The 23,028-nt window shown below is 40.5% G+C and carries 23 protein-coding genes; 11 read left to right on the top strand and 12 right to left on the bottom strand.

Annotated features, from left to right (window positions below):
- The first annotated feature begins 395 nt into the window (after positions 1-395).
- The 7 genes from ADHAQ_RS28010 (at position 396) to ADHAQ_RS0106915 (ending at position 6,451) form a co-directional block, all read left to right on the top strand.
- Positions 396-566, top strand: coding sequence for a hypothetical protein (locus tag ADHAQ_RS28010; RefSeq protein ID WP_157433361.1), 171 nt, complete (start codon positions 396-398; stop codon positions 564-566).
- 140 nt (positions 567-706) lie between these two features.
- Complete coding sequence (locus ADHAQ_RS0106890) at positions 707-1,024, top strand: hypothetical protein (RefSeq protein ID WP_026462316.1); 318 nt, start codon at positions 707-709, stop codon at positions 1,022-1,024.
- Positions 1,025-1,254: 230 nt separating this feature from the next.
- Positions 1,255-1,680: an OsmC family protein gene (locus ADHAQ_RS0106895; protein ID WP_034256644.1), complete on the top strand. Its 426-nt coding sequence runs from the start codon at positions 1,255-1,257 to the stop codon at positions 1,678-1,680.
- A gap of 273 nt (positions 1,681-1,953) precedes the next feature.
- Entirely contained in the window at positions 1,954-2,484 is a 531-nt protein-coding gene (locus tag ADHAQ_RS0106900) for a (2Fe-2S)-binding protein (protein ID WP_026462318.1), read from the top strand.
- Positions 2,477-3,508 (top strand): FAD binding domain-containing protein, encoded by a 1,032-nt coding sequence (locus tag ADHAQ_RS0106905; RefSeq protein WP_026462319.1) that lies wholly within the window; start codon positions 2,477-2,479, stop codon positions 3,506-3,508. Before ADHAQ_RS0106900 ends, ADHAQ_RS0106905 begins: the two co-directional genes overlap by 8 nt.
- A gap of 131 nt (positions 3,509-3,639) precedes the next feature.
- Positions 3,640-5,859 carry a xanthine dehydrogenase family protein molybdopterin-binding subunit gene (locus ADHAQ_RS0106910; protein WP_026462320.1) on the top strand — a complete coding sequence of 740 codons (2,220 nt, stop codon included), beginning with the start codon at positions 3,640-3,642 and terminating at the stop codon, positions 5,857-5,859.
- A 58-nt stretch (positions 5,860-5,917) separates the two neighbouring features.
- On the top strand, positions 5,918-6,451 hold the full coding sequence (locus ADHAQ_RS0106915) for a 5' nucleotidase, NT5C type (RefSeq protein WP_026462321.1): 534 nt from the start codon (positions 5,918-5,920) through the stop codon (positions 6,449-6,451).
- A 6-nt stretch (positions 6,452-6,457) separates the two neighbouring features.
- On the opposite strand, the gene ADHAQ_RS0106920 is transcribed toward ADHAQ_RS0106915, so the two are convergent.
- Positions 6,458-7,387, bottom strand: coding sequence for a DMT family transporter (locus ADHAQ_RS0106920; RefSeq protein ID WP_026462322.1), 930 nt, complete (start codon positions 7,385-7,387; stop codon positions 6,458-6,460).
- Positions 7,388-7,480: 93 nt separating this feature from the next.
- On the opposite strand from ADHAQ_RS0106920, the gene ADHAQ_RS28015 reads away from it, so the two are divergent.
- From ADHAQ_RS28015 to ADHAQ_RS0106935, 3 genes are all read left to right on the top strand, one after another.
- Complete coding sequence (locus ADHAQ_RS28015) at positions 7,481-7,624, top strand: hypothetical protein (protein WP_157433362.1); 144 nt, start codon at positions 7,481-7,483, stop codon at positions 7,622-7,624.
- A gap of 45 nt (positions 7,625-7,669) precedes the next feature.
- A complete protein-coding gene (gene bla / locus ADHAQ_RS0106930; RefSeq protein ID WP_051359763.1) occupies positions 7,670-8,563 on the top strand; it encodes a class A beta-lactamase, subclass A2 in 894 nt (297 codons plus the stop codon).
- A 381-nt stretch (positions 8,564-8,944) separates the two neighbouring features.
- Positions 8,945-10,102 carry an MFS transporter gene (locus ADHAQ_RS0106935; protein ID WP_026462324.1) on the top strand — a complete coding sequence of 386 codons (1,158 nt, stop codon included), beginning with the start codon at positions 8,945-8,947 and terminating at the stop codon, positions 10,100-10,102.
- A gap of 134 nt (positions 10,103-10,236) precedes the next feature.
- Here the strand turns inward: ADHAQ_RS0106935 and ADHAQ_RS0106940 are convergent, their stop codons facing one another.
- From ADHAQ_RS0106940 to ADHAQ_RS0106985, 10 genes are all read right to left on the bottom strand, one after another.
- On the bottom strand, positions 10,237-12,045 hold the full coding sequence (locus ADHAQ_RS0106940; RefSeq protein WP_034256647.1) for a tetratricopeptide repeat protein: 1,809 nt from the start codon (positions 12,043-12,045) through the stop codon (positions 10,237-10,239).
- A gap of 154 nt (positions 12,046-12,199) precedes the next feature.
- Positions 12,200-14,308, bottom strand: coding sequence for a peptidylprolyl isomerase (locus tag ADHAQ_RS0106945; RefSeq protein ID WP_026462326.1), 2,109 nt, complete (start codon positions 14,306-14,308; stop codon positions 12,200-12,202).
- A 220-nt stretch (positions 14,309-14,528) separates the two neighbouring features.
- Entirely contained in the window at positions 14,529-15,824 is a 1,296-nt protein-coding gene (locus tag ADHAQ_RS0106950; RefSeq protein WP_026462327.1) for a hemolysin family protein, read from the bottom strand.
- Between the two features lie 95 nt (positions 15,825-15,919).
- Positions 15,920-16,081, bottom strand: a complete 162-nt coding sequence (locus ADHAQ_RS28020; protein ID WP_157433363.1) for a hypothetical protein — start codon at positions 16,079-16,081, stop codon at positions 15,920-15,922.
- A 1-nt stretch (position 16,082) separates the two neighbouring features.
- Positions 16,083-16,616 (bottom strand): LPS export ABC transporter periplasmic protein LptC, encoded by a 534-nt coding sequence (gene lptC, locus ADHAQ_RS0106960; RefSeq protein WP_084523776.1) that lies wholly within the window; start codon positions 16,614-16,616, stop codon positions 16,083-16,085.
- A gap of 47 nt (positions 16,617-16,663) precedes the next feature.
- Positions 16,664-17,959, bottom strand: a complete 1,296-nt coding sequence (gene bamG / locus ADHAQ_RS0106965; protein WP_026462329.1) for a BamG family beta-barrel-assembly machinery protein — start codon at positions 17,957-17,959, stop codon at positions 16,664-16,666.
- Positions 17,952-18,671, bottom strand: a complete 720-nt coding sequence (locus ADHAQ_RS0106970) for a type III pantothenate kinase (protein WP_026462330.1) — start codon at positions 18,669-18,671, stop codon at positions 17,952-17,954. The genes bamG and ADHAQ_RS0106970 overlap by 8 nt, the downstream gene beginning before the upstream one ends.
- A 15-nt stretch (positions 18,672-18,686) precedes the next feature.
- The gene (locus ADHAQ_RS24790; RefSeq protein ID WP_084523778.1) at positions 18,687-20,198 is read right to left on the bottom strand and encodes a pseudouridine synthase; all 1,512 of its coding nucleotides are present in this window, start codon (positions 20,196-20,198) and stop codon (positions 18,687-18,689) included.
- A gap of 47 nt (positions 20,199-20,245) precedes the next feature.
- Entirely contained in the window at positions 20,246-20,809 is a 564-nt protein-coding gene (gene scpB / locus ADHAQ_RS0106980; RefSeq protein ID WP_026462331.1) for an SMC-Scp complex subunit ScpB, read from the bottom strand.
- An 8-nt stretch (positions 20,810-20,817) separates the two neighbouring features.
- Positions 20,818-21,201: a TraR/DksA family transcriptional regulator gene (locus ADHAQ_RS0106985; RefSeq protein WP_026462332.1), complete on the bottom strand. Its 384-nt coding sequence runs from the start codon at positions 21,199-21,201 to the stop codon at positions 20,818-20,820.
- A 298-nt stretch (positions 21,202-21,499) separates the two neighbouring features.
- Between ADHAQ_RS0106985 and ADHAQ_RS0106995 the strand changes: the two genes are divergently transcribed.
- Complete coding sequence (locus tag ADHAQ_RS0106995; protein ID WP_026462333.1) at positions 21,500-22,435, top strand: hypothetical protein; 936 nt, start codon at positions 21,500-21,502, stop codon at positions 22,433-22,435.
- Between the two features lie 63 nt (positions 22,436-22,498).
- Here the strand turns inward: ADHAQ_RS0106995 and ribH are convergent, their stop codons facing one another.
- Positions 22,499-22,978 (bottom strand): 6,7-dimethyl-8-ribityllumazine synthase, encoded by a 480-nt coding sequence (ribH, locus tag ADHAQ_RS0107000; RefSeq protein WP_026462334.1) that lies wholly within the window; start codon positions 22,976-22,978, stop codon positions 22,499-22,501.
- Between the last annotated feature and the right edge of the window lie 50 nt (positions 22,979-23,028).

Genomic DNA, 23,028 nt, shown 5'->3' on the forward strand with positions numbered 1-23,028 from the left:
TGCTAAAGTCTTGAATAAAGAATAAACAACTATATCATAAGAAATAACAACTTGATTTACTTCCTACTATATTACTAATCAATCCATGAATGGGAAGCAATCTAAAAATAAGGATTCATAGCAAATAAATGTAAAAAGCCTGTTATTACCTTCCTGGAAACTTGGTTTAGATAAATTTTCACTAATTTATCAGCTGAAAAGGTTTATTTAACAACAGGTTTTTGTAAGTAAAATTAATATTGAACCTATACTCCCAGGAGGACTAATATTAAAAAAATATAAAAACATATCTAAAACAGGTAACTTAGAAAGTCTTCTGTAGTATAAGAGAATCAAAACAAGTAAATAATTAAACAGATCTGTTTCTAACAAGAAACCTATTACAAAATAAAACTATGAATCACTCAAATTTAACTATAAACTTTAGCAAAGGTCGCAGAGGAACCATTATTGGCAAAATTCAAGAATTACCAGAAATTATGGCACGGGGTACTAATCTTGAAGAAGTAAGAATTAAAATATTAAAGGCATTAGCTTCTTTTAAAAATAACCAAGCCCTCAGCTAAACCGGTCCGGTTGCTTAATAATATATATTTAAAAAGATCAGCAGGAAGATTATTTATTTTCTGCTGATCTTTTTAATTTAACCAAACCCAAATAAAAAGATACACAAATTTCCTTTAAATCAGCCCTGATAAAAATTAAAATGGAAGAGTTTCTGGTTAAGATGCACGACTATGACTACGTTATGAATAAATTGTGGAACACCATTAATACATATAAAAGCAAGTATCCGGACTTAAATTTATTGGCTGATTTTATAAACAACCTTAATAAAGCAGAACACACTACTTTTTCTTATTTAAATGCTATCTGTACCTATTCAGATAAGTTGGCGCATACCAGTTATGTTATCCGCTTTTTGCACTACCGTTTAGAACGGGAAGTGCAGGATTTTAGAAGAAACGAATTTGTTCAGGAAAAATACCCCTACTATCTCGAATTCCCGGGCAGTGATGTATGAAATAATTGCTTCATACTGACACTTCTGTTAAAAGAATATACCGCTGCCATACCCTCCAAGCCGCTCCTATCAACTTTACTCTTCTTTGTACCCTTTTTATAACCAGTTAAAGTATAACTAAATCTTTTCTCTCCAGTAAAAACAGGAATATAGGAAAAGACCAGCGCAGGCATATTCCTGCTTTATCTTTAGGAGGTATTCAGGGCAGCAAATTTTATAATCCAGGTACAATGGAGGCAGTAATAGTTAGTGCAGACAGTACAAATGGCATGGTAGCTCAAATTAAAATGGGCACCCACTACTTTGAAATAGATGAGTCTACTTCCGAAGAGAATAAACAAACCCAGCCTGCACCAAACGATTATATATTAAGTGCTTTAGGAGCCTGTACCGTAATTACTCTACATATGTACGCGAAACGGAAAGGCTGGCCTTTAGAACGGGCCGAGGTGCAATTACAACAAGTACCTTTACAAACCGGAACCGACATACAGGTTGGTCAGAACAATAACAAACGATTACTGATTACCAAAAGATTGAAGTTAACGGGCAACCTTACCTCCGAGCAAGTTAAACGCCTGGAAGATATTTCTTCTCGTTGTCCGGTACAACGTACGCTGGAAGCGGGGGTGGTGATACAAACCATTTTGGAATAAAAATTTAGTCTTTTTAACCAACTACTCTAACGGAAACAAAAGCTTCTAAATAGTAATCCGCCCAATTAAATTAATAAAAATTTAACCTCACCCTGGCGGCAGAACCTGACCAAAACTTATCCTTAAACAAGAAGCTTCCGTAGAGGTACGTATTTATAAGTAGGTAGAATTTCCAGAAAAATCACTTAGGAATTGTGGAACGATTGGTGGCAAGGAAAAGAAATTCCTGAAAATGAGCCTAAAAAATAAATTCATAATCTAAAACTGCTCTACATGCAAAATCAGGCAGCATTCGAAATATCAGCATTACAACCCGCATTACCCCCGCAGCAAGCCGTTACCTTAAAGGTGAATGGCCAGGAAAAAACAATAAAATTAGCCCCCTGGGTTTCTTTACTTGATGCCCTACGGGAATACTTGCAGTTAACGGGAACCAAAAAAGGCTGCGACCACGGCCAATGCGGAGCGTGCACGGTGCTGGTAAATGGAAAGCGTATAAATTCTTGCTTAACCCTGGCCATTATGGAGGAAGGAAATGAGATTATTACCATAGAAGGCTTAGCGAAGGGAGATGAATTACATCCCTTGCAAACAGCTTTTATTGAACATGATGCTTACCAATGCGGCTATTGCACCCCGGGCCAGATTTGCTCGGCAGTTGGGCTGCTGGCAGAAGGAAAAGCTAAAACTACTGCTGATATAAAAGAATTAATGAGCGGTAATATTTGCCGTTGTGGTGCCTATACCAATATAGTTTCGGCAATAGAAGAAGTAATACAGAAAGGAGGTCAGGCACATGAATAGCTTTACCTACACCCGGGCTACAACATTAGAAACTGCTGTGCAGGATAAAGCTTCAGCAGAACTAGCCAAATTTATTGCTGGTGGCACCAACCTTACCGACCTGATGAAGGTTAATGTTGAGGGCCCGAACCACTTGATTGATATTCGTCAGTTAGCCTTAAAAGACATCACAGATAATGCTGATGGTGGCTTACGCTTAGGCGCGCTGGCCACAAATGCCGATACGGCTTACCATGAGCAGGTAGCAAAACGGTATCCTTTATTAGCAAAGGCCATATTAGCCGGAGCATCGGCTCAGCTACGCAACATGGCTACCAACGGTGGCAATATTTTACAACGCACCCGGTGCTACTATTTTTACGACACGGCTACTGCTTGTAACAAACGCGAACCGGGCAGCGGGTGCGCTGCTCTTTCCGGTTTCAATCGCATTCATGCCATATTAGGAGCCAGCGAACATTGTATTGCTGTGCACCCGTCTGATATGGCTATAGCCCTGGCCGCCCTGGAAGCCAACGTAAATGTTACAGGACAGCAAGGCAACCGTACTATTCCTTTTTCAGATTTTCATCGGTTACCCGGCGACGCACCCCACCTGGATAATACTTTACAACCCGACGAAATTATTACTTCTATTGATTTACCGGCTAAAGGTTTTGCCCAACACCATGCTTACCTGAAATTACGTGACCGGGAAAGCTATGCTTTTGCCTTAGTATCGGTAGCAGCAGGATTAGAAATGGATGGCGATACTATAACCGAAGCCCGTATTGCTTTGGGCGGCGTGGCCCACAAACCCTGGCGCAACCGTGAAGCCGAAGACCTGTTAACGGGAAAATCTGCCACGGAAGAAAACTTTAAGCTCGCTGCTGCTGAAATTATGCGCGAGGCTAAAGGCTACGAGCACAATAGTTTTAAAATAGAGCTGGGTAAACGGGCCATTATGCGGGCGCTGGAACAGGCTGTAAAAATGAGCAATAAGCCAGACAGTCACTTCCACCGGACCAGCACCGAACCAGTTTAAAAGTAAACAGGAAAACCTGCATCTGTTCTGCCAGGATTTACCTTCCCTGTTTTCTAATCCATGGCTTTTAATGCTGCATGAGAGCAGCTTAAGTAAACCTATAAAAGAGGAAAGTTAACGTATTAGGAATTATGTCTACTGAATATATTGGAAAACCAACCAGCCGGGTAGATGGCCGGGATAAAGTAACGGGCAAGGCCCAATATGCTGCCGAATTTGAAGCTCTTAATCTTACTTATGGGGTAGTTGTATCCAGTACTATTGCCAAAGGAAGAATAAAAGCCATGGATATAAGTGCGGCATTACAACTTCCGGGGGTACTCCAAATATTTACCCACGACAACCGCCCGGGCTTAGCCTGGTTTGACAAAAGTTATCAGGATGAAGATTCGCCGCCGGGGGCTCCATTCCGGCCGCTCTACGACGAAAAAATATTATTTAGCCAGCAGCCTATTGCTTTGGTAGTAGCCTCCACCTTTGAGCTAGCACGTTACGCAGCCTCACTGGTTAAAGTAACATACGAAACAGAACCCCATGTTACCGATCTGAATCAATTACGGCAAGATGCTTATACACCTAGTAAATATAAATCTGCGGAACCAACACCCCGGGGCGATGCCGAAACTGGTTTAGCTCAAGCCGCCATAAAAATTGAAGCCGAATACAACCACCCGAGCGAGCACCATAACCCGATGGAAATGCATGCTACCACTGTGGCCGTTGCAGAAGATGGCACCCTTACTATTTATGATAAAACCCAGAGTGTTCTGAATAGTCAGAAGTACATTTCTAAAATATTTGGTTTATCTACGAAAGAAGCCCGGGTTATTTCACCATTTGTAGGAGGCGCCTTTGGTTCCGGGTTACGGCCGCAATACCAACTATTTTTAGCCATGATGGCCGCCTTGCAACTCAAACGTTCCGTTAAAGTAGTCCTAACGCGGCAGCAAATGTTTTCTTTTGGGCATCGGCCGGCCACCATTCAAAAACTGGTGCTGGGCGCGCAGGCAAATGGCGCTTTAGAGGCAGTGGTACACGAAGCCATTGCCGAAACTTCACAATTTGAGGACTATAGCGAAAACCTGGTCAACTGGTCGGCAATGTTGTATAAATGTGAAAACGTACAACTAACTCATAAAATCGCCAAAATGGATGTGTATACGCCCTTGGATATGCGCGCACCGGGCGGAGTAAGCGGGATGTTTGCGCTAGAGTGCGCCATGGATGAACTGGCTTATGCCACCAAACTAGACCCGCTGGAATTGCGCCTGGTAAATTACGCCGATAAGGACTACAGCGAGGACAAACCCTTTTCCAGTAAAGAGCTACGGCAATGCTACCAACAGGGAGCTGAAAAGTTTGGGTGGAACAAGCGCAATCCTAAACCACGATCTATGCGGGAAGGCAAAGAATTGATAGGCATGGGCTTAGCTACGGGTGCCTGGGAAGTAAAACAAAAAGAAGCGAGCGCCAAAGCTACTTTATCGGTGGACGGAACCCTACAGGTAAGCAGCGCCACGGCCGATATTGGTACCGGCACCTATACCATCATGACGCAGATTGCCGCCGAAACGTTGGGTTTACCCATGGAACAGGTAACCTTTAAATTAGGTGACTCTACCCTACCAGAAGCGCCCTTACAAGGTGGCTCCTGGACAGCCGCTACAGTAGGCAGTGCCGTAAAACAAGCCTGTGAAGCTTTAAAAGAGAAAATATTAGCTGGCCTCCGGAGTGCAAAAGATTCGCCTTTCGAGCCTGTACAAACTCTGGAAGATGTAGTTTTTACCGATGGCAGAGTATTTCTAAAAAATAACTCGGAACAATCGGTTTCTATTACGGAGGCTATGCGTTTAGCCGGCGAAAACGTTTTGGAAGTTACTATTACGGCCAAGCCTAAAAAAAATCAACAGGAATACGCCATGTTTTCTCATTCGGCGGTATTTGCTGAGGTACGGGTTGATGAAGATTTTGGTACTGTACGGGTAAGCCGGGTAGTTAGTGCTATTGCCGGTGGTCGGGTTATAAATCCTAAAACCGCCCGCAGCCAGGTTCTTGGTGGCATTGTTTGGGGCATAGGTATGGCTCTGGAAGAAGAATCAGTAATAGATCAGCAGTACGGCCGATTTATTAATCATGATTTGGCCGAATACCACGTACCGGTCAGCGCCGATGTACACGACCTGGAAGTAATTTTTGTAGAAGAGCACGACGATATTGTAAACCCTATAGGAGCAAAAGGACTAGGCGAAATAGGTATTGTAGGAGCAGCAGCTGCTATTGTCAACGCAGTTTACCATGCTACCGGTAAGCGCATTCGGAACTTACCAATTACCCTGGACAAATTGCTTTAAGTCGCTTAAAATAGTATTAGGTAAAATACTCCTGGAGTAAAATTTACTTTCTTAAAAAATGAAGAGGAAAAAAATAGCTATTGACATGGACGAGGTAATGGCTGATGCCATTGGCCGGTTTATTGAGCTCTATAAAAAAGAATTTAACGAAGACTTATCTGATCTACGGTTACCCGGCCGGAACCTACAAAATACTGTTCCACCCGAAAGACTGGAAGCAGTAAGGCAATTTCCGCACCGGGCAGAATTCTTTAAAGACCTGGATCCTATACCGGGAGCACTGGAGGGCATACACCAGTTGCACGAGAAGCACGATGTTTATATTACCACGGCAGCCATGGAATTTGAACTTTGCTTTACCGACAAATTTAATTGGCTGAAAAAGCACCTGCCCTTTATTTCCTGGAAAAATATTGTGTTCTGCGGCGATAAAAGCATTATCCTGGCAGACTACTTAATTGATGATTTAGAGCGTAACCTGAAAACCTTTACCGGCACTCCCCTGCTGTTTACGGCTCCGCATAATGCCCATGTGGAAGGCTATACGCGCCTCAATAATTGGCAGGAAGTAACAGATTATTTCCTTAATTAACAGCGTCTAATTTTTGCGTAATGTTATCAGCAGTATACCCGCTAATACAATTAAGGTACCCATCATCTGGATAAAGGAAATACGCTCATCCAGAAAAACATAAGCTAATAAAATAGTAGAGATAGGCCCAATACTGGCAATAATAGAGGCATTACCTGCTCCTACCAGTCTTATGCCTTCGGAAAGTAAATAAGCCGGGGCTACCGTGGCTACCATAGCCATTAAAAAACTATACCAATATACAGGTGTTGGCAAAGCCATTATATTGTGTTCACCAGCAATAAGATAATGCATAAAAACTCCCAATGCCGCCAATGTCATGGCATAGGAGGTAAACCGGACAGTACCAAATTTTGGAATAAGCTGACCACTGCCCATCAGGTAGCTGGCATAAGTAATGGCACTGGCAAAAACCAATAACCCTCCTTTTATGATATTTGCCCGGCTTTCTACGTGCACATCGCCTAGCAACACTAACAAAACACCTGCATAGGTTAAGCCCAGCGCTATGTATTGTTTTGGGTAAATAGGTTTTCCTAAAAATAAATATGAGAACAAAACTACAAGCGTAGGATAAACAAATAAAATTAGTCGTTCTAAGCCGGCAGAAATATATTGCAAACCTAAAAAATCAAATAAGCTGGAAAGATAATAGCCAATAAACCCCATTAGTATTAACCAGCCGTAATCTTTTGAAGATATAGATCCGGATTGGGCACCTTTATTTGATTTGGAAAAGAACCCGGTTACTACAAAAACTGGTACCGAGAAAGCCATGCGCAAGGTTAGTAACGAAATAGTATCTACATGATACTGATACGCCAGCTTAACTATTACTGCTTTAGAAGAAAAGCATACTGCAGATAGAAATACCATGAAAGCTCCTAAAACTTGCCGCATGTTTATTTTGGCAGCGGTATCAGCAATTTGTTCCATGGCAATAGGTAAATTATCTATATTAGGGTATGCCAATAAACAAGGCATGCAGCAACAAAGGTACAGGTATAAAATTTAATAGTAACTAAAGAAATGGGTTCTGTCTTTGCTAATCCTGATGTAGTAAGGCGGCGGTACGGCTATAACTTAAATAATGCCATACCTTCTTTGAAACGAGATAATATTAATGCCTATGACTTATTTGCCCGTTCAACCTACCAGGTACAGGTACCTTAAAGCTGTACTTCATTCCTTAAATATTGCTTAAAATTTACTATCAACATGTTACACCTACTACTTACAGGTTTAATCTATTGCTCCGTTCAGGTAGCTGTATTTGCTCAAACAGGTGCTCTTAAAAGAAATATTGAGGATCTTATCGCATCCAAAGATGCTACCGTGGGTGTCGCGATCTACGGGTTAGAAAGTAAAGATGCTATATACATAAACAATAATAAGCACTTCCCCTTACAAAGCGTTTTTAAATTCCATATTGCGCTGGCTGTTTTATCTGAAGTAGACAGAGGCAGGCTAACGTTAAACCAAAAAATCCGGATTAAGAAAAGCGATCTATTGCCCAATACCTGGAGCCCCATCAGGGAGAAATACCCCCAGGGCAATGTAGAATTGCCATTAACGGAGGTTCTTAAATACACAGTTGCCGAAAGTGATAACAATGGCTGCGATATTCTATTGAGACTTATTGGAGGCACGCAATTCGTAAATAATTACCTGCATAAGTTGGGTATAAAAGAAGTATCTATTCAGGCTAATGAAGCAGAGATGCACCAGGCATGGGACGTGCAATTTCAAAATTGGACTACCCCCAAATCAACGGTAGACCTTCTTAAACTTTTTCAGGAAAGAAAGATTTTATCAGCAAAAAGTTATGACTTTTTATGGCAAACTATGGCCGAAACTGTTTCGGGCAAGAATAGGATAAAAGGACAACTACCCGCAGGCACGGTAGTGGCGCACAAAACCGGAACCTCCGGCACCAATGACCAAGGCATAACGGCCGCCATAAATGACATTGGCTTGGTTACTTTGCCCAATGGCACTCACTTTGCTATTAGTGTTTTGGTTTCGAACTCAAAAGAAAGTACTGAAACAAACGAGAAAATTATTGCTGACATTACAAAGCTCTCCTGGAATTATTTTACCAGTGGAATTTGATTTTCTGGTTAGTTCTTCCGGATGCCATAAAATTCATGAACCCAATAGATCTCTTACAAAGTTACTTTACCTAACGCACTACTCTAAAAGAGCTACTACTCAACAACTTGGGTTGTGAAGAATGATAAAGCCCAGGAACTGACTTTTAGCTTAGCAGGCCCTACCAACCTATCAAACCTAAAAAGCAAGTTTATAATTAACTAACTTTACACCTGCAGAACAATGAGGCTCTCAGAGCATCGTAAAAACGGTAGTTATAAGTTATAATCGGTGTCAGCTGAGCAAAACCAACTTGTAAGACTTAGATATAATTGAGCTGCCAAAGATTCAGCAAACAACTATTTTGTAAATAAAGCATCTACTCTTTTTAGAAAAGATTTTATGAAATGGACGCTGATAGTAATAGTTATTTCCCAATTCTTTTGCACTTCCCTCTGGTTTGCCGGTAATGCTATCATGCCGGATTTAGCTCAATACTTTAAGGTTGCCCCTGCGTTTGTGGCTCATCTGACCAGCGCTGTCCAGGTTGGATTTATTGCCGGCACTCTTATTTTTGCGACCTTTGCTATTTCAGACCGGTACTCGCCTTCCAAGGTGTTTTTTATTTGTGCTTTGGTTGCTGCTTTGTTAAATACTGCCATTAATCTAGACGGTATTGAGGCCACTGGTTTACTTCTTTTACGGTTTACAACTGGCTTTTTCCTGGCTGGCATTTATCCAATAGGCATGAAAATAGCCGCCGATCATTATCAGAAAGGACTAGGCAAATCATTGGGCTTTTTGGTTGGAGCATTAGTATTGGGAACAGCATTCCCGCATTTATTACGCTCCATAACCACTAATTTACCCTGGCAATATGTTATTTATGCCACTTCTGCCTTTGCCTGCTTAGGCGGTGCAGCCATGTTTTTATTTGTGCCAGATGGACCTTACCGTAAAACCACCGCCAACTTAAAGTACAATACTATATTTAAAGGCTTTTACAACAAACCTTTTCGAGCCGCTGCTTTTGGTTATTTTGGGCATATGTGGGAGCTATATACTTTCTGGGTATTTGTGCCGGTAATAATAAATACGTATAATAATCAATATCCGGAAGCTAATATAAATGTATCGCTGGTGGCTTTTTGTATTATTGCATCGGGTGGAATTGCCTGTGTTTGTAGCGGCCTGCTTTCCGAAACCTTTGGTGCAAAAAAAGTAGCTACTATCGCCTTATTCCTCTCTGGTTTATGCTGCCTTATTTCGCCTGTTTTTTTTGTACAAGCATCCGCCGGTATTTTTATTGCGTTTTTGCTTTTCTGGGGAATGGTAGTTGTGGCAGATTCTCCTTTATTCTCAACTCTCGTAGCTCAAAATGCGCCAAACGAATTTAAGGGCACTTCATTAACCATTGTGAACTGCATTGGGTTTGCTATCACCATTATTAGTATTCAACTAACTAAAGTTTTATTAAGCTACAGCAACAACCAGTACTTTTACATGCTGCTGGCTCTGGGGCCTTTACTGGGATTAGTAGCTTTAGTTAATAAAAAGTAAAATTATAACACCCCAAGATCTTATAATATAATCACAATGGGGATTTAGCCCTTATCCCTGGCATAAAAAGCTATCTTTAAATATAAGGAAGTAGAATCTATCAATTTAGGTCTGAACAGATTTACCTACGAGGGCTAATTCACTACATCGCCTCTCAACTTCCGGAAGCGCTTTCGGGCATCTACTGTAAAAATGCTGCCAGGATATTTCACCATTACATTATTATATAATTCTTTAGCCTTCTCCTTATCGTTTATATTCTCATCATAAATGCGAGCCATTAAGAATAAGGCATCATCGCTCAGGATATCATACTGCGGATTAGAAGTTATAAAGTTCAGGTTTTTAACCGCCTCCTGGTATTGCCCTGCCTTTAGATATAAATTTGCTTTAAGGAAATAAATTTCATCGGTTAGGCTATGCCCGGGAAATTTCTTTAGCATTTCATCCAGTTGAGCCAGCGCCTGTACCTGCTTATTCTGGAATATTAACAACTCAATGCCAGCATATTCTTTTAAAGCAGTAGTGTTAGAATCAGAGTCCAGACCAGAATTATCAGTTATCAATAAGCTAAGGTCCATGGCATCATTTGCAATTTCCCGGCTAGTCGCTAATTTTAGGATATCCAGGTGCTCCTGCGCCAGTTCAAAATCACCTTTGTAAAAGCTAAGTTTGGCGTTACGCAATTTAGCCTCATGCCCCAGCGGATTTTCTTTATGTGTTTTTTCAACCTGCGAGTATAACAAAGTGGCCTCCCAAGGTTCACTGCGCAATAAGTAAATATCCCCTAAAGTAATCTTAGCTTGGGCCACTAAATCATCGTTAGCACGGGGTGTATTCACTACTTCCTGTAGCATCGCCACTGATTTTTCTTTATCATCCAGGTAAAAAGCATAAAGCTCGGCCATGTTTTTCATAACTTCAGCGGTACGGGCACTTTTACCTAATTCATTTAAAAGTCCTTGATATTCGCCAACCAACGTCTGAATTTTAGCTAAATCTACCGGAAAGGTATTCCGGACCTGCTCCTCCCGTGCTTTAATAGCACGTTCCCGGGCTACTTCATAATAGGGCGTATTCCGGTACTCCTTTACTACATAGCCATACGCTTCAATAGCACTTTCATAATCTTTATTTTTTAAGCTGATGGCACCCAAGTCCATTAGCCGGTTGCCACCACCTTTGGTGCGTCTATCTAAAGACTTGGCTTGTACCATGGCACTAAAAAAGTCTTTTCGCTGGGTATACAACCAGATAAGTAATTCGCTATACACCACCTGATCCGGAAATTTTTGTAAATTTGAAATTAAGGCTTTTTCCATTACCTCAAATTCCTTCTCATCCTTTAAGCTATTTTGCAGCATATTTTGCGCCAGCAGCAATTGGTTTGGGTTAGCCCGCACTAATCCCAGTATTTCCTCAATCAGTTTATCTGACCGTTGCTGAGAAGCATATAATTGCATCAGCTGCCCAGTATACTCAAACTCATTTTTGCTTTGTTTTCTACCTTGTAAATAAGTTCTTTCAGCATATTCGGGTAGGGCATTTCTCTCAAAAAGCATAGCCGTAGCGCGGGTACTCTCCGGCTTTAGCTGATCAATCATTTTTTTAAAATACTTATCGGCATTATCCTGGTTACCGGCCGCTTGGTAAACAATACCTAAGTCAATAGCATAAGCCATTTGCTCCGGACTTTTCTTGATGGCTTTCTTTACCAGCTTTTCAGCATCTTTATATTTTTTTAATGCCAGGAGCGTTTTTAAATACTCAGGATATACTGTTGCAAAAACCTGGTTATTATCACTCAGCTTTTCAAATATCGTTTCCGCTTTCTGGTAGTCCTGCTTTTGAAAGTACTCCCGGGCAAGTGCAATATCATCAGTTTGAGCCCAGGCAGAAGTGCAAATGAATAGCAGGCTCAGGTATAACAGTAAAATCTTCATTGATTGCAGACAGTTTAGAGTTCCGGAATTGCTGATGCGTGACTACTAATGGAATATAACGTAATTCCTGTGTTTTTAGTAACAGGTTTATAAATAAAAAGAGCTGCCCTTTTCAGGAGCAGCTCTTTTTATTTATAAAATAGATCCTTCTGGCTTAGAAGAATTTAATACGGTCATCTTTGATATCTGATTTTTCTTTGATTAACTGGAAAGCGCTACCTTCTGTACGGCCAGAACGGGTTGTTTCAATTTGTTTTTTAACACCGTCAAAATTACCAGTGAAGTTAATTTTGTTTAGTTGTTGTAATTCCAAAATAACTACTCCTGTTTCTCCTTCAACTGGTTTGCTACGGGCACCTTGTTTTAAACCAAATACGGCACCGGTTGCTAACGGATCATAACCGATCCCTTCAATGTTGCTACCAGCCATAGTAACATCAGTAGCTGTTCTTACTACTGCTTCCGGTCCAAATTTAGCAGCAATTTGTTCTAATGTTCCGCTTGCACCATTTAGCTTGCTCATGATGCGTTTTGCTTTTTCCTCGTTACGCACAGCTGCTGTTAATTCCTCCCGGATATCATTTACTTTAGCATAGCCTTTTTCACGCTTATCAACTAAGGCCGCTACTACATACTGATCACCAACTTCAAACACAGGCGATACATCTCCTTTTTCTGTTTGTTTAGAAAATGCCCAACGTACTAATTCACGTGCATTCATCAGGTTGTTAACAGAACGGTCGGTAGCTCTTACAGATTTAGCTTCACCTTTCACTAAACTTTTATCTTTAGCTACGGCCGCACGTAAATCCTCAAGATTTTTGGCAGTTCCAGCAATCTCATCTGCCCGACGGAAAGCAACATCCCGGGTTTCATCGCTGGAGCTAATGTTGCGGATAATAGTGGCAATTTTGTAATTACGGGTGCTTCTTGGATCGGTAACTTTTACAATATGGTAACCAAACTCTGTTTCTACTAAGTTGGGTAATAATCCTGCAGATTTAGCACCGAATACGGCTTTTTCAAAAGGAGCAACCATGGCACCTTCAGAAAAATAACCTAAATCACCGCCGTTTGCAGCTGTACCATCCTGTCCGTTCTGCGCAGCAGTAATGGCAAAATCAGCCCCACCTTTAATTTTGGCTAATAAATCTTCTGCTTTCTTTTTAGCAGCCGCTTTAGCTTCCGGAGTTTGATTTTCTGGTTTAATCAAAATGTGACTTGCCCGGGCAGCAGCTTTACCATTTTCTCTTACTTCGGTAACTTTATAAATAATGGCATTACCATTCTCTGTATAAGGCCCATATATTTTATCTTTTGCTAAGTTCTGACCTTTTAATCTATCTGGCAAGGCACCAGCATTAACCACAGAACCCAGGAAAGGCACATCTGAATTAGCATTCACAAAAAGCGAATCGTTTTCAGCTGAGGCAAATTGTCTGGTTAGGTCATTGATTTCTTTCTGAACCGCGGTACTATCATCTTTAGAAGGTTTAACCGCTACTGTTACATATTCAATAGAACGGCTTTCTTCTACTTTATACCGCTCTTTATTTTTATCAAGATAGGCTTGTAATTGATCATCCGTTACTTTAACAGCAGAATCGCTGATAGCAAAATAAGGCACGTATACATATTTTACTACAGCTTTATCGTTTGTTTCTGCCTGGAACCGCTTAGCTTCGGCAGTAGTAACATAAGAAGAAAGACGAATAAGGTTATTGTACTTCTGTACTTCCCGCTCCGGACCTAGGTTGTTTTCGAAGTTGAACCAGGCAGCTTGCTGCTCAGGTGCTGATCTTGGAAGGTCTTCTTTTAAATACTTAACCACCAAAGAACGGTCAAATTGCTGCGTCTGTGGATTTACAAAAGTTTGCTGGATAACAGGATGAACGTTGTTTCCTTGTACCATGTCCACTAATTCATCGTCAGATACAGTAATACCTAAACGGTCAAGCTCTTTCTTATAAGCGATTTTTAAAATTAATGTACTCCAGGTTTGTTCGCGCAAAGCTCCCATTTCTTCTTCTGATGGTTGCCGGCCGGTTTGGGAAGCATAATTCTGCTTCATACCATTTAAGGCTTCCTCAAATTCCTGAATGGTTATTTTCTCACCAGCAATTTCACCTACTACATTTTCGTTTCCGCCAAACAACCGGGACTGCGTGCCAAACATGTCTATCAAGATAAAACTCAATATTGCTAGCGCGATAATGGTAACGGCAACTCCCGATTTTTCTCTGATCTTATTAATTAAAGCCATTATTTGTGTGTATTCTTAAAAGGGTATGCAAAATAAGGTAAATATCCCTTAAATTCAAACAATAAAAAGAAAGGTAAATGTATTCTGTTACAATTAAATAAAAGAATAAAGTACTTTCAATTACCTGATCTACAAGCTTAACAATTTTTAAAAAATAAAATTCACCTGATTTTTATTTTTTATACTGGTATATAGACCTTTATAGAAATTCTCTAAAAGCCTATTCAGAAACCAATTTATCTTCTGTAGCCGCTTGCTTAACCAGTTGAATAGTATTTATCCGGTTTTCATCCATGGACAGGATGGTAATAACATAAGGTGCTACTTCAATTACTTGATCTGGCTGCGGAATGTCTTCGTTTACCGATAAAATAAACCCGCCCAGCGTTTCATAATCTCCGTAAGGCAAGTCCAGATTGTATTTCTCGTTTAGGTAATCTATTTCTTGGCGGGCACTAAATAAGTAGGTATTTTCATCCACTACCTGCTCTAGTAAAGCCTCCTCATCAAACTCATCCCGAATTTCCCCGATAATTTCTTCCAGTAAATCTTCGGTAGTAACCACACCAGATGTTCCCCCAAACTCATCCACTACCAAGGCAATGCTGCGGTGCTCCGAAACAAATTTTATAAATAATTCGCTTGCCGCCATACTTTCCGGCACCGCCAGAATAGGTGTTACGATGGACGCTATATCGGTTGGCTTTTGGAATAGCACCAATTGGTGACAATAACCAATAATATCATCGATGGTTTCTTTATAAATAATAATCTTAGAATGCCCGGTATTAGAAAAAGCTTCCCGGAGGACCTCAATGGGCTGCGAAATTTCTACCGCTTCTATTTCGGTACGGGGCACCATGCACTCCTTTATTTTCACGTTTTTAAATTCCAAAGCATTATGAAAAATACGGGCGTCAACTTCCGGTGCCTGTTCTTTATCTGTCTGATAAAGACTTTTTTTCATATACTCATCTACATCAGTTAGTCCGAAAACCGGATTTTCTTCTGAAAATTCGATTTTCATTATTTTAACAGCTGCTAACCGTATGGCAGCAATAACCAGATAAACAACCGGGTATAATGCATAATAAATGACTAAAAGAGGTACTGCAAAAATGCGCAGGAATGCATTTGCCCGTAACATAAATAAACTCCGGGGCAAAAATTCTGCTAAAATCAGGGTAAGCACCGACGCAATACTGGTTTGTAGAATAAACAGCACCACATCATTAGCCAAAAAGGCAGGGAGGTAAAAATTGAGCAAGGGATTTAATAACCTGGCAATACCAATAGTAAAAAGAACGAGTGCGAAAATATTGCCCACCAACAGGGTAGCAATTAGTCTAGAACGCCTTTGTATGAAATGGGTAATGATGCGCCCCGCTATTGAATTTTCCTTTTCCTGCAACTCCAGCTGCAATTTGCTGGCCGCCAGAAATGCCATTTCCATGCCTGAGAAAAAAGCTGAAAACAAGAGCGAAATTACAACAAGAGGTAGTTGCTGATAAATCATGTATCGCTGAAACGCTGCCTAATTCTTTACTAAGATAGGGATTGCAAAAGGTTAAATGCTAATGTTCTTAAAAAAACAGTACTTCCTGAGCAAAATTATTTTTTACGCCCCTGATACCGAAAAAGCATCAGGCAAATAAAAGACACCATAAATATCCAGTAATTGCCAATAATATCTTTTTCAACAATAGCCCGGTGAATACCTATTACTGAGGAAACAGTAGCTACAGACAGCAATATAACTTTTATTAAAGACATGTTATTGAATGGAGAAGATACCTTTTGGTTGAAGAATTTTATATCTGGAAAAATCCTGACTGGCCGTTAGTCCGGTTCCGGTTAATATTTCGGTCTCCGTCTGAATGCTAACAAACTTATCAGTATAAAGCTGCCTTTTTTGTCTATCCCAATGTAACTCTTCTGTTTTCATGGTTTCTTGTTTGACGGCATTAGCTAATATTACATTGCCCCGAACCAGGTAGGTGTCTGTTTGCTTTTCGTATTCCCCATAATTGGCTTTTAAGGTATTGGTAATTTTGCCCTGTCGATCATAGAATACCATGTCAATACCTTTGGGATAAGTGCCGTTGCCGTTCTCAAATTGCAATTGCAATGGTGCCGATAGTTTTATTTGTAGTTTGGCAGAATCGCTGTATAACGTAAAAACATCTTTTGCCTGCGCAATAGGGCCGTTATAAACAACTTTCTTCTTAGGATCTTTAATAGAAGGATTACAACAAACTAAGTTAACAAACAAACAAATAAGCAACCCAAACTGGATGGTGCGTCTCATAAGGTAACCGTGCAGGTAAAGCAGCTTTGCTTATTTTTTAGTATGTTTTAATCTAATTTAGGTTTTATAAACCAGGTGTTATTAATAGATAAACCTACCATAAACCTGATATAATTCTCCCGGATTAAATTACCTTCAGTTGTTCCCCGTTGTCCAATAGCAACACCTAAATTAAGCACTGATTGGTTATATTCAGGTGGACGGGGAGCGGTTCCCAGGGGTAATGTTAAGCCAGCGGTTAAGGAAACATCATTTATTTGTTGATTGTTGATTTGCACAGGTGCTTTTGCATATTTTACTCCAGCTCTATAAGTCACCCGTTTAAAATAGCTATTCATACTGGTGGGATCGGGAGTGTACTCACCACCCAATCCAAACCGGTAGTTATCGGCTAAATTTTGTGAATTAAATCCCCGGTAATTTGTCCATTTTTTTGTACCTAATTCGGCCGCTAAAACCCAGGTTCGGTTATTATCAAAGCTTAGGCCTGCTTGCCAGAAACCCGGCATCGTTAGCTGCTGCCGGCTACTATCAATGGGCGTATTAGCTATTTGAGAATTATCAGATAAAGCCCGGCGCTGTAATTGTGTTCTGCTATCGTAGTTTAAATCTGATTGAAAGCCGTATGTGCCTCCAATATTCATATTAACTTTCTTGCCTAATGCCTGCCGGTAAGCTAAACCACTGTTAAACGTAAGGCCGGAAATATTAAACTTTTCATTTAATACAGCATATTCTCCTGCATTTGTACCATCATCTATTATAGAATAGGCATTTCGGTCAATTACCCCAAATAAGTAAGAGGCTCCTACTCCTGCTGTTAAACCTTTATAAACTTTAAAACCATTCGAGAAAAAAACTTCTGAAATATTTCCTTCCCCACTATTTCCTACTAAAACAGGCGTGTTATTAGGATCATTTTGGATGGTGCTGCGCGATGAGGTATTATAATCTACAGTGCTAAAAGGCCGGAATCCTACTGAAGATCGCCAACCCTTGGTAATTGGCACGGCTAAAGCTAAGTAACCTAAGCTTACATTACTGGTATTTTGAGAGGCACTCTGATTGGCAATATTTTTTACTATTCCACTAACGGCCATTTCGTACGTTACCCGGCTGTTATAAAAAACCAATGCCGGATTAAGCACATTTACATGTGAAAAACCTGGTGTACTAACGCCTATACCCCCCATTCCAAAATTGCGGATATTTCCGGTAAACTCGTTTGTTTCACCTAAACCTACCCGGGAGTAAGGCAATATACCTTTATTTCCCTGGGCCTGGCTTATTTGCGTTACCGCCAAAACCAATAACCCGCAAAGCAAAGAAGAAATTTTATACATTATAATTTAATATTCTATTAAGGCCTATCAGCACTAACTCTGGCACTACAAAGATGTGTTGTTTTAAGTTAGTTTCAAAAAAAGCAGCATCGCCCCCACATAGTACTACTACTAATTTAGGCGCCTGCTCTTTATAAACATTTATTATTCCTTGTACTTCAGCCAGGGTACCATTAAGTATTCCACTCTGAATGGCCTCCCTGGTATTACGTCCAGTTAGTTTAACGGGCCCAGAAGTTTGTTCAACTAACGGTAGCTTCTGCGTAAAAGTATGGACTGCTTTGAATTTCATCTCCAGCCCGGGCGCAATGCTGCCACCATGGTAATAATGCTGGTTGTCTACAAAATCATAAGTAATACATGTGCCAGCATCTATTACCAAACAATCCTTATCCGGGTACAGTGCTTTTGCACCAATTACGGCTGCCAGCCTGTCCATACCTAACGTTTGCGGTGTTTCGTATCCGTTTTTAACAGGTATGGGCGTTTGGTAATTTAAGGTAATGGTAATGCCCTTTACTTCTGACAGTGCACTTAATTTCCCAATGTTTTCCCGGACAGAAGAAATAATTACGTTGTCTATCTGGGTTATTTCTGGTAACAGGGCTAGCTCCTGTTCCTGGCCTATGGTTCCGGACTTCCTTAAACTTTCGGCTTCAAAAAAGCCGTATTTAATGGCTGTATTCCCAAAATCCAAAGCCAGGTTATACATGGAGCTACTCTGTTCTTATAAAAAGTACTTTAGCCGAATAACTTCTTTTTCGTTCAGGAAACGCCAGTTACCACGAGGTAAATCTTTCTTGGTTAAGCCTGCATACTGCACTCGGTCAAGCGAAACTACATCATAACCAAGGTGTTCAAAAATACGACGTACAATCCGGTTTTTACCAATGTGTATCTGTATACCTAAAAAGGTATTGGTATCTCCAATTATGGCCAGATCATCCACTTCAGCTTTTCCGTCCTCTAATTCCAATCCGTTGGTTATCATTTCAAAGTGATCCCGGGTAATTGGCTTATCCAGCTCTACCTGGTAAATCTTTGAAATATTATTGGATGGATGCGTTAGTTTCTGCGCCAATTCACCATCGTTCGTAAACAATAATAAACCAGTAGTATTTCTGTCCAGACGACCAACCGGAAATATTCTTTCTTTAGAAGCATTTCCAACTAAATCCATTACTGTTTTGCGGCCTTCCGGATCTTCGGTAGTGGTAATAAAGTCTTTGGGTTTATTCAGCAACACATATACCATCTTTTCACGGTTCAGGCGCTTTTTGCCATAGGTAACCGTATCTTCCGGTCGTACCATATAGCCCATTTCTGTAACTACCTCGCCATTTACTTTTATTTCCCCTGAAGCAATTAAAGTATCAGCTTCGCGGCGTGAACAAATACCCGCATTAGCGATGTACCGGTTTAAGCGTATTAAACCACCTTCTTTCTTTTCAGATCCTGCTTTACGTTCCCGTGCCTGATATCTTTTTAAATCATAGTTAGGCGCCTCAGCTAATGGTTTATCAGTCGGATTCCGTTCAAACCCTCGTTTGCGGCGGGGCTCGGAACCAGTATCTTCATTACGGTTACGGGGAGCTCTCTCGCCTACCGAGCGTTTATTAAAAGGTTTTTCGTCTTCCCGGCTAAACCGTTTCGGACGATCATTTCCTTCTGCACGATCAGGTTTATCAGATCTAAAAGGTTTTTCTCCGTAAGGTTTACGGTCCGTGGTGGAGCCAGCTCTTTCGCCACGTGAACTGTATACTTCTTTATTTCTTGGAGCCCCGTAACGGGGGCGTTCCGGCCGGCCATCTTCGGTTCTTTCTGGCCGATCCGATTTAAAACCAGTCCGGTTGGTATTGCCTTCCCCACCAGCAGCATCGCGTCGGTTGCCTTTAAAAGGAGAAGGTTTACTAAATTTTGGTGCTCCTTTGAAGGAAGCTCTTTTCTCTTCAAACGGACGGGCGCGGTCTCCGGTGGGTCTGTTAACAGTCTGATCTGGGTTGCGGTTAAAGCGTTCGCTCCGGTTAAAAACTTTTTTACCTTCACCAGAGAAGTTAGCTGTACGCTCTTCTCGAGCCGGACGATCAGGTCGATCAGCACGGTTTGGCTGCCCTTGCTCCTGGTCGTTATTATAGTTGCGGGAAGTTTTGTTATTAGTATATGGGCCAGAGTTACGGCCTTTAAATTTATTACCGGAGGCAAACTTGCCTGCTCCCGGCTTACGATTATTAGATTCCATATGATATGTATTGTGATGCAGTATCGCTACTGTATCAGATTTAAAAATTAATTTTCGGAGATTTCGCCAATGGCGTTTTCTTCTGATACGAAATCTTTGAGTTGGGGAAGATCTTTCAAATGATTAATGCCAAAATAATCCATGAACTTTTGAGTGGTACCATAGATTAATGGCCGACCAATAGTATTGGCTTTGCCCTTTATTTCAATCAGCTCTTTTTCCAGTAGCTTATGAATAGGGTAGTCGCAGCTTACGCCCCGTATTTGTTCCACCCCAGACTTCGAAATAGGTTGTTTATACGCTATAATGGCCAATGTTTCCAAAGAAGAGGTAGATAACTTACGCTTTGATTTCTGCTTCAGAAACAGACCAATAGTATCCTGGTAATCAGGTTTAGTTAAAAACTGATACCCTCCACCAATGGCATAAATCTGGAAAGCAAATCCATCATCAGCAAAACGCTGATTGATTTCCTCTATGCTTTCCAGCACATCACTAATGCTTACTTCTACCTCCAGTACCTCAGACAAACATTTCTGAATATCTTCAATAGGAACCGGAGCCTGGGCACAGAAAATAAGTGCCTGAATATGACTTTGCAAGCTATTCAAGATTATTTTTAATCTCTGCGTTGTAATTTTGCTTCAATAGAATGCTGCGTGTGCGGCACAGCCCGTAAACGTTCTTTTGGAATAAGTTTACCGGTCGCAATACAAACACCATAAGTTCCATTTTTAATACGAACTAAGGCATTCTCTAACTGCTGAATAAACTTTAACTGGCGAGAAGCTAACTGATTTAAACTTTCTTTTTCAGCTGTATCAGCGCCATCTTCCAATACTTTAGCAGAAGAAGCTGTATTATCTGTACCGCTATCGTTCCGGCGGCTAAGCGTTTCTTTAATAAAAGCAACTTCTTTCTTAGCGTTATTAAGCTTTTCCAGAATAATTTCTTCAAACTCCGCTAATTCTTCGCGGGAATAACGCATTGACTCCTGACTCATGGTCGTAATATTTGTTGTCTAGTTTCTTATTTCAACTTTCGTAACAAGTATCTGCCTGATTTAGTTTAATATCAGCCAAAATACTCTAACTGCTTACTTTCCTGCTTCTTTTTAAGCAAGAACTAGGCTAAATTATCCGCAAAACTAAAACGATTTTGGTTAATTAGCTACATATAGCAATCTTTTATTATAAAAGTTAAACCAAAATAATATTTCTTTGTAAGACTTTAAGTTAAACCTTAATGTAGCTTTAAAATCTTCAAAGAAATTATTGTCAGGATCTGTAAAAAAAGAACGCATGCGATACATAAACAGATTATTAACTTTTTCTTACTTAATTTTAATATTCTCCTTTTTTAGCTGTACCTCTTCCCGGAATATTATAGCTTCCGGCAAGGTAACACCTAAGGGGGCCTGGAAGGTAGGATTCAACTCTTCCTTTAACATAGCATCTGAATCTATCTCTCAACTGGATGATGTAGCCGAGGCTGCTATTGATGTTATTTCTGATCGGGCTAAAAATAATAACCCGGTTTATTACAGTGATTCGGTAAAAGTTTTAACTCGGGCTTTAATGGCCTATTCTTTAGACCCTGTTGCGCCTAACTTTGATTTTTATGTTCGTTATGGCGTGGCAGAGCGGGTTGATATTGGCTATCGGTATGCGTCGGGTGCTTCTGTATTTGATGCCATGTATCAGTTTATGGGGTCGACGGGTACTCCAAATAATCCCGGGCCAGCGGGCATTTATGGCAGCATTGGCTTGCAGTATTCTGGTCAGAAGTCTAATTTGCCAAAAAAATTAGGCTTTAATAAATTAAGCCCACTACTAACTTATGAAGCCAGCAGAAAAGATATTTTAATCCCGCTAGTATTCAGTAAATCTTTTGGCCCGGAAGAACAATATGGAAATATTTCGTGGGGGTTGGTTTATGGTCACTCGTTTATTAAATACGGCTTTAGACCAGGCAACTTATATGAGCGCATTGGTGGCAACAGCCGCAAAATAAATGATTTTATGGATAAGGAGAATTACTCTTCTTATGGTGGATTTGTTAATGCTAAGATAGGTTTTAAATATGCTTATTTTTTACCTTCTCTTAACTTTTATTATCAAAACTATGGCACCTACAACTTTTTTAACTTGCAGCAAGAATCCTACAAAGGGTTTACAATAATTCCATCTTTAGGGCTACAAGTAAATCTTGGCTATGGGAAAGCCGGCAGACGCTAACCTGTTCACATAGGAATACTTTAAAAAGAGCAGGCGTTAGGGAATCTATCGCCTGCTCTTTTTTTAATTAAACCCTAACATTTGAATGGCAGCTGCCGCAGCTTCCACTCCTTTGTTACCATGCTTTCCACCGGCCCGATCCCAGGCCTGTTGTTCGTCATTAGTGGTTACTAACCCAAATATTACCGGTTTATTATATTTTAAAGCCACATTGGTTATACCATTTGCTACTGCATGGCAGATATAATCATCATGTTTAGTTTCGCCTTTTATAACCACACCCAAACAAATTACGGCATCAATATCTGCACTTTGAGCTAAAAACTGCGCACCTAAAGTTAACTCGAATGAACCCGGTACTGTATTACGATGAATATTTTCTGGTTTAGCACCGTGCTTTACTAACGTTTCGTAGGCTCCTTTACAAAGCGTATCTGTAATGGCTTTATTCCACTCGGCCACAACTAAGCCAAAACGTTTGCCGGAAATATCAGGTAAATTTTCAGAATTATAATCGCTTAAGTTTTTAAGGGCAGTAGCCATTCTTATTATTTGTTTTTAGTAGAAAAAATAACCGTATTCTTTTAGGCTGG

Origin of the sequence: Adhaeribacter aquaticus DSM 16391 (assembly GCF_000473365.1) — a bacterium.
Classification (GTDB): domain Bacteria; phylum Bacteroidota; class Bacteroidia; order Cytophagales; family Hymenobacteraceae; genus Adhaeribacter; species Adhaeribacter aquaticus.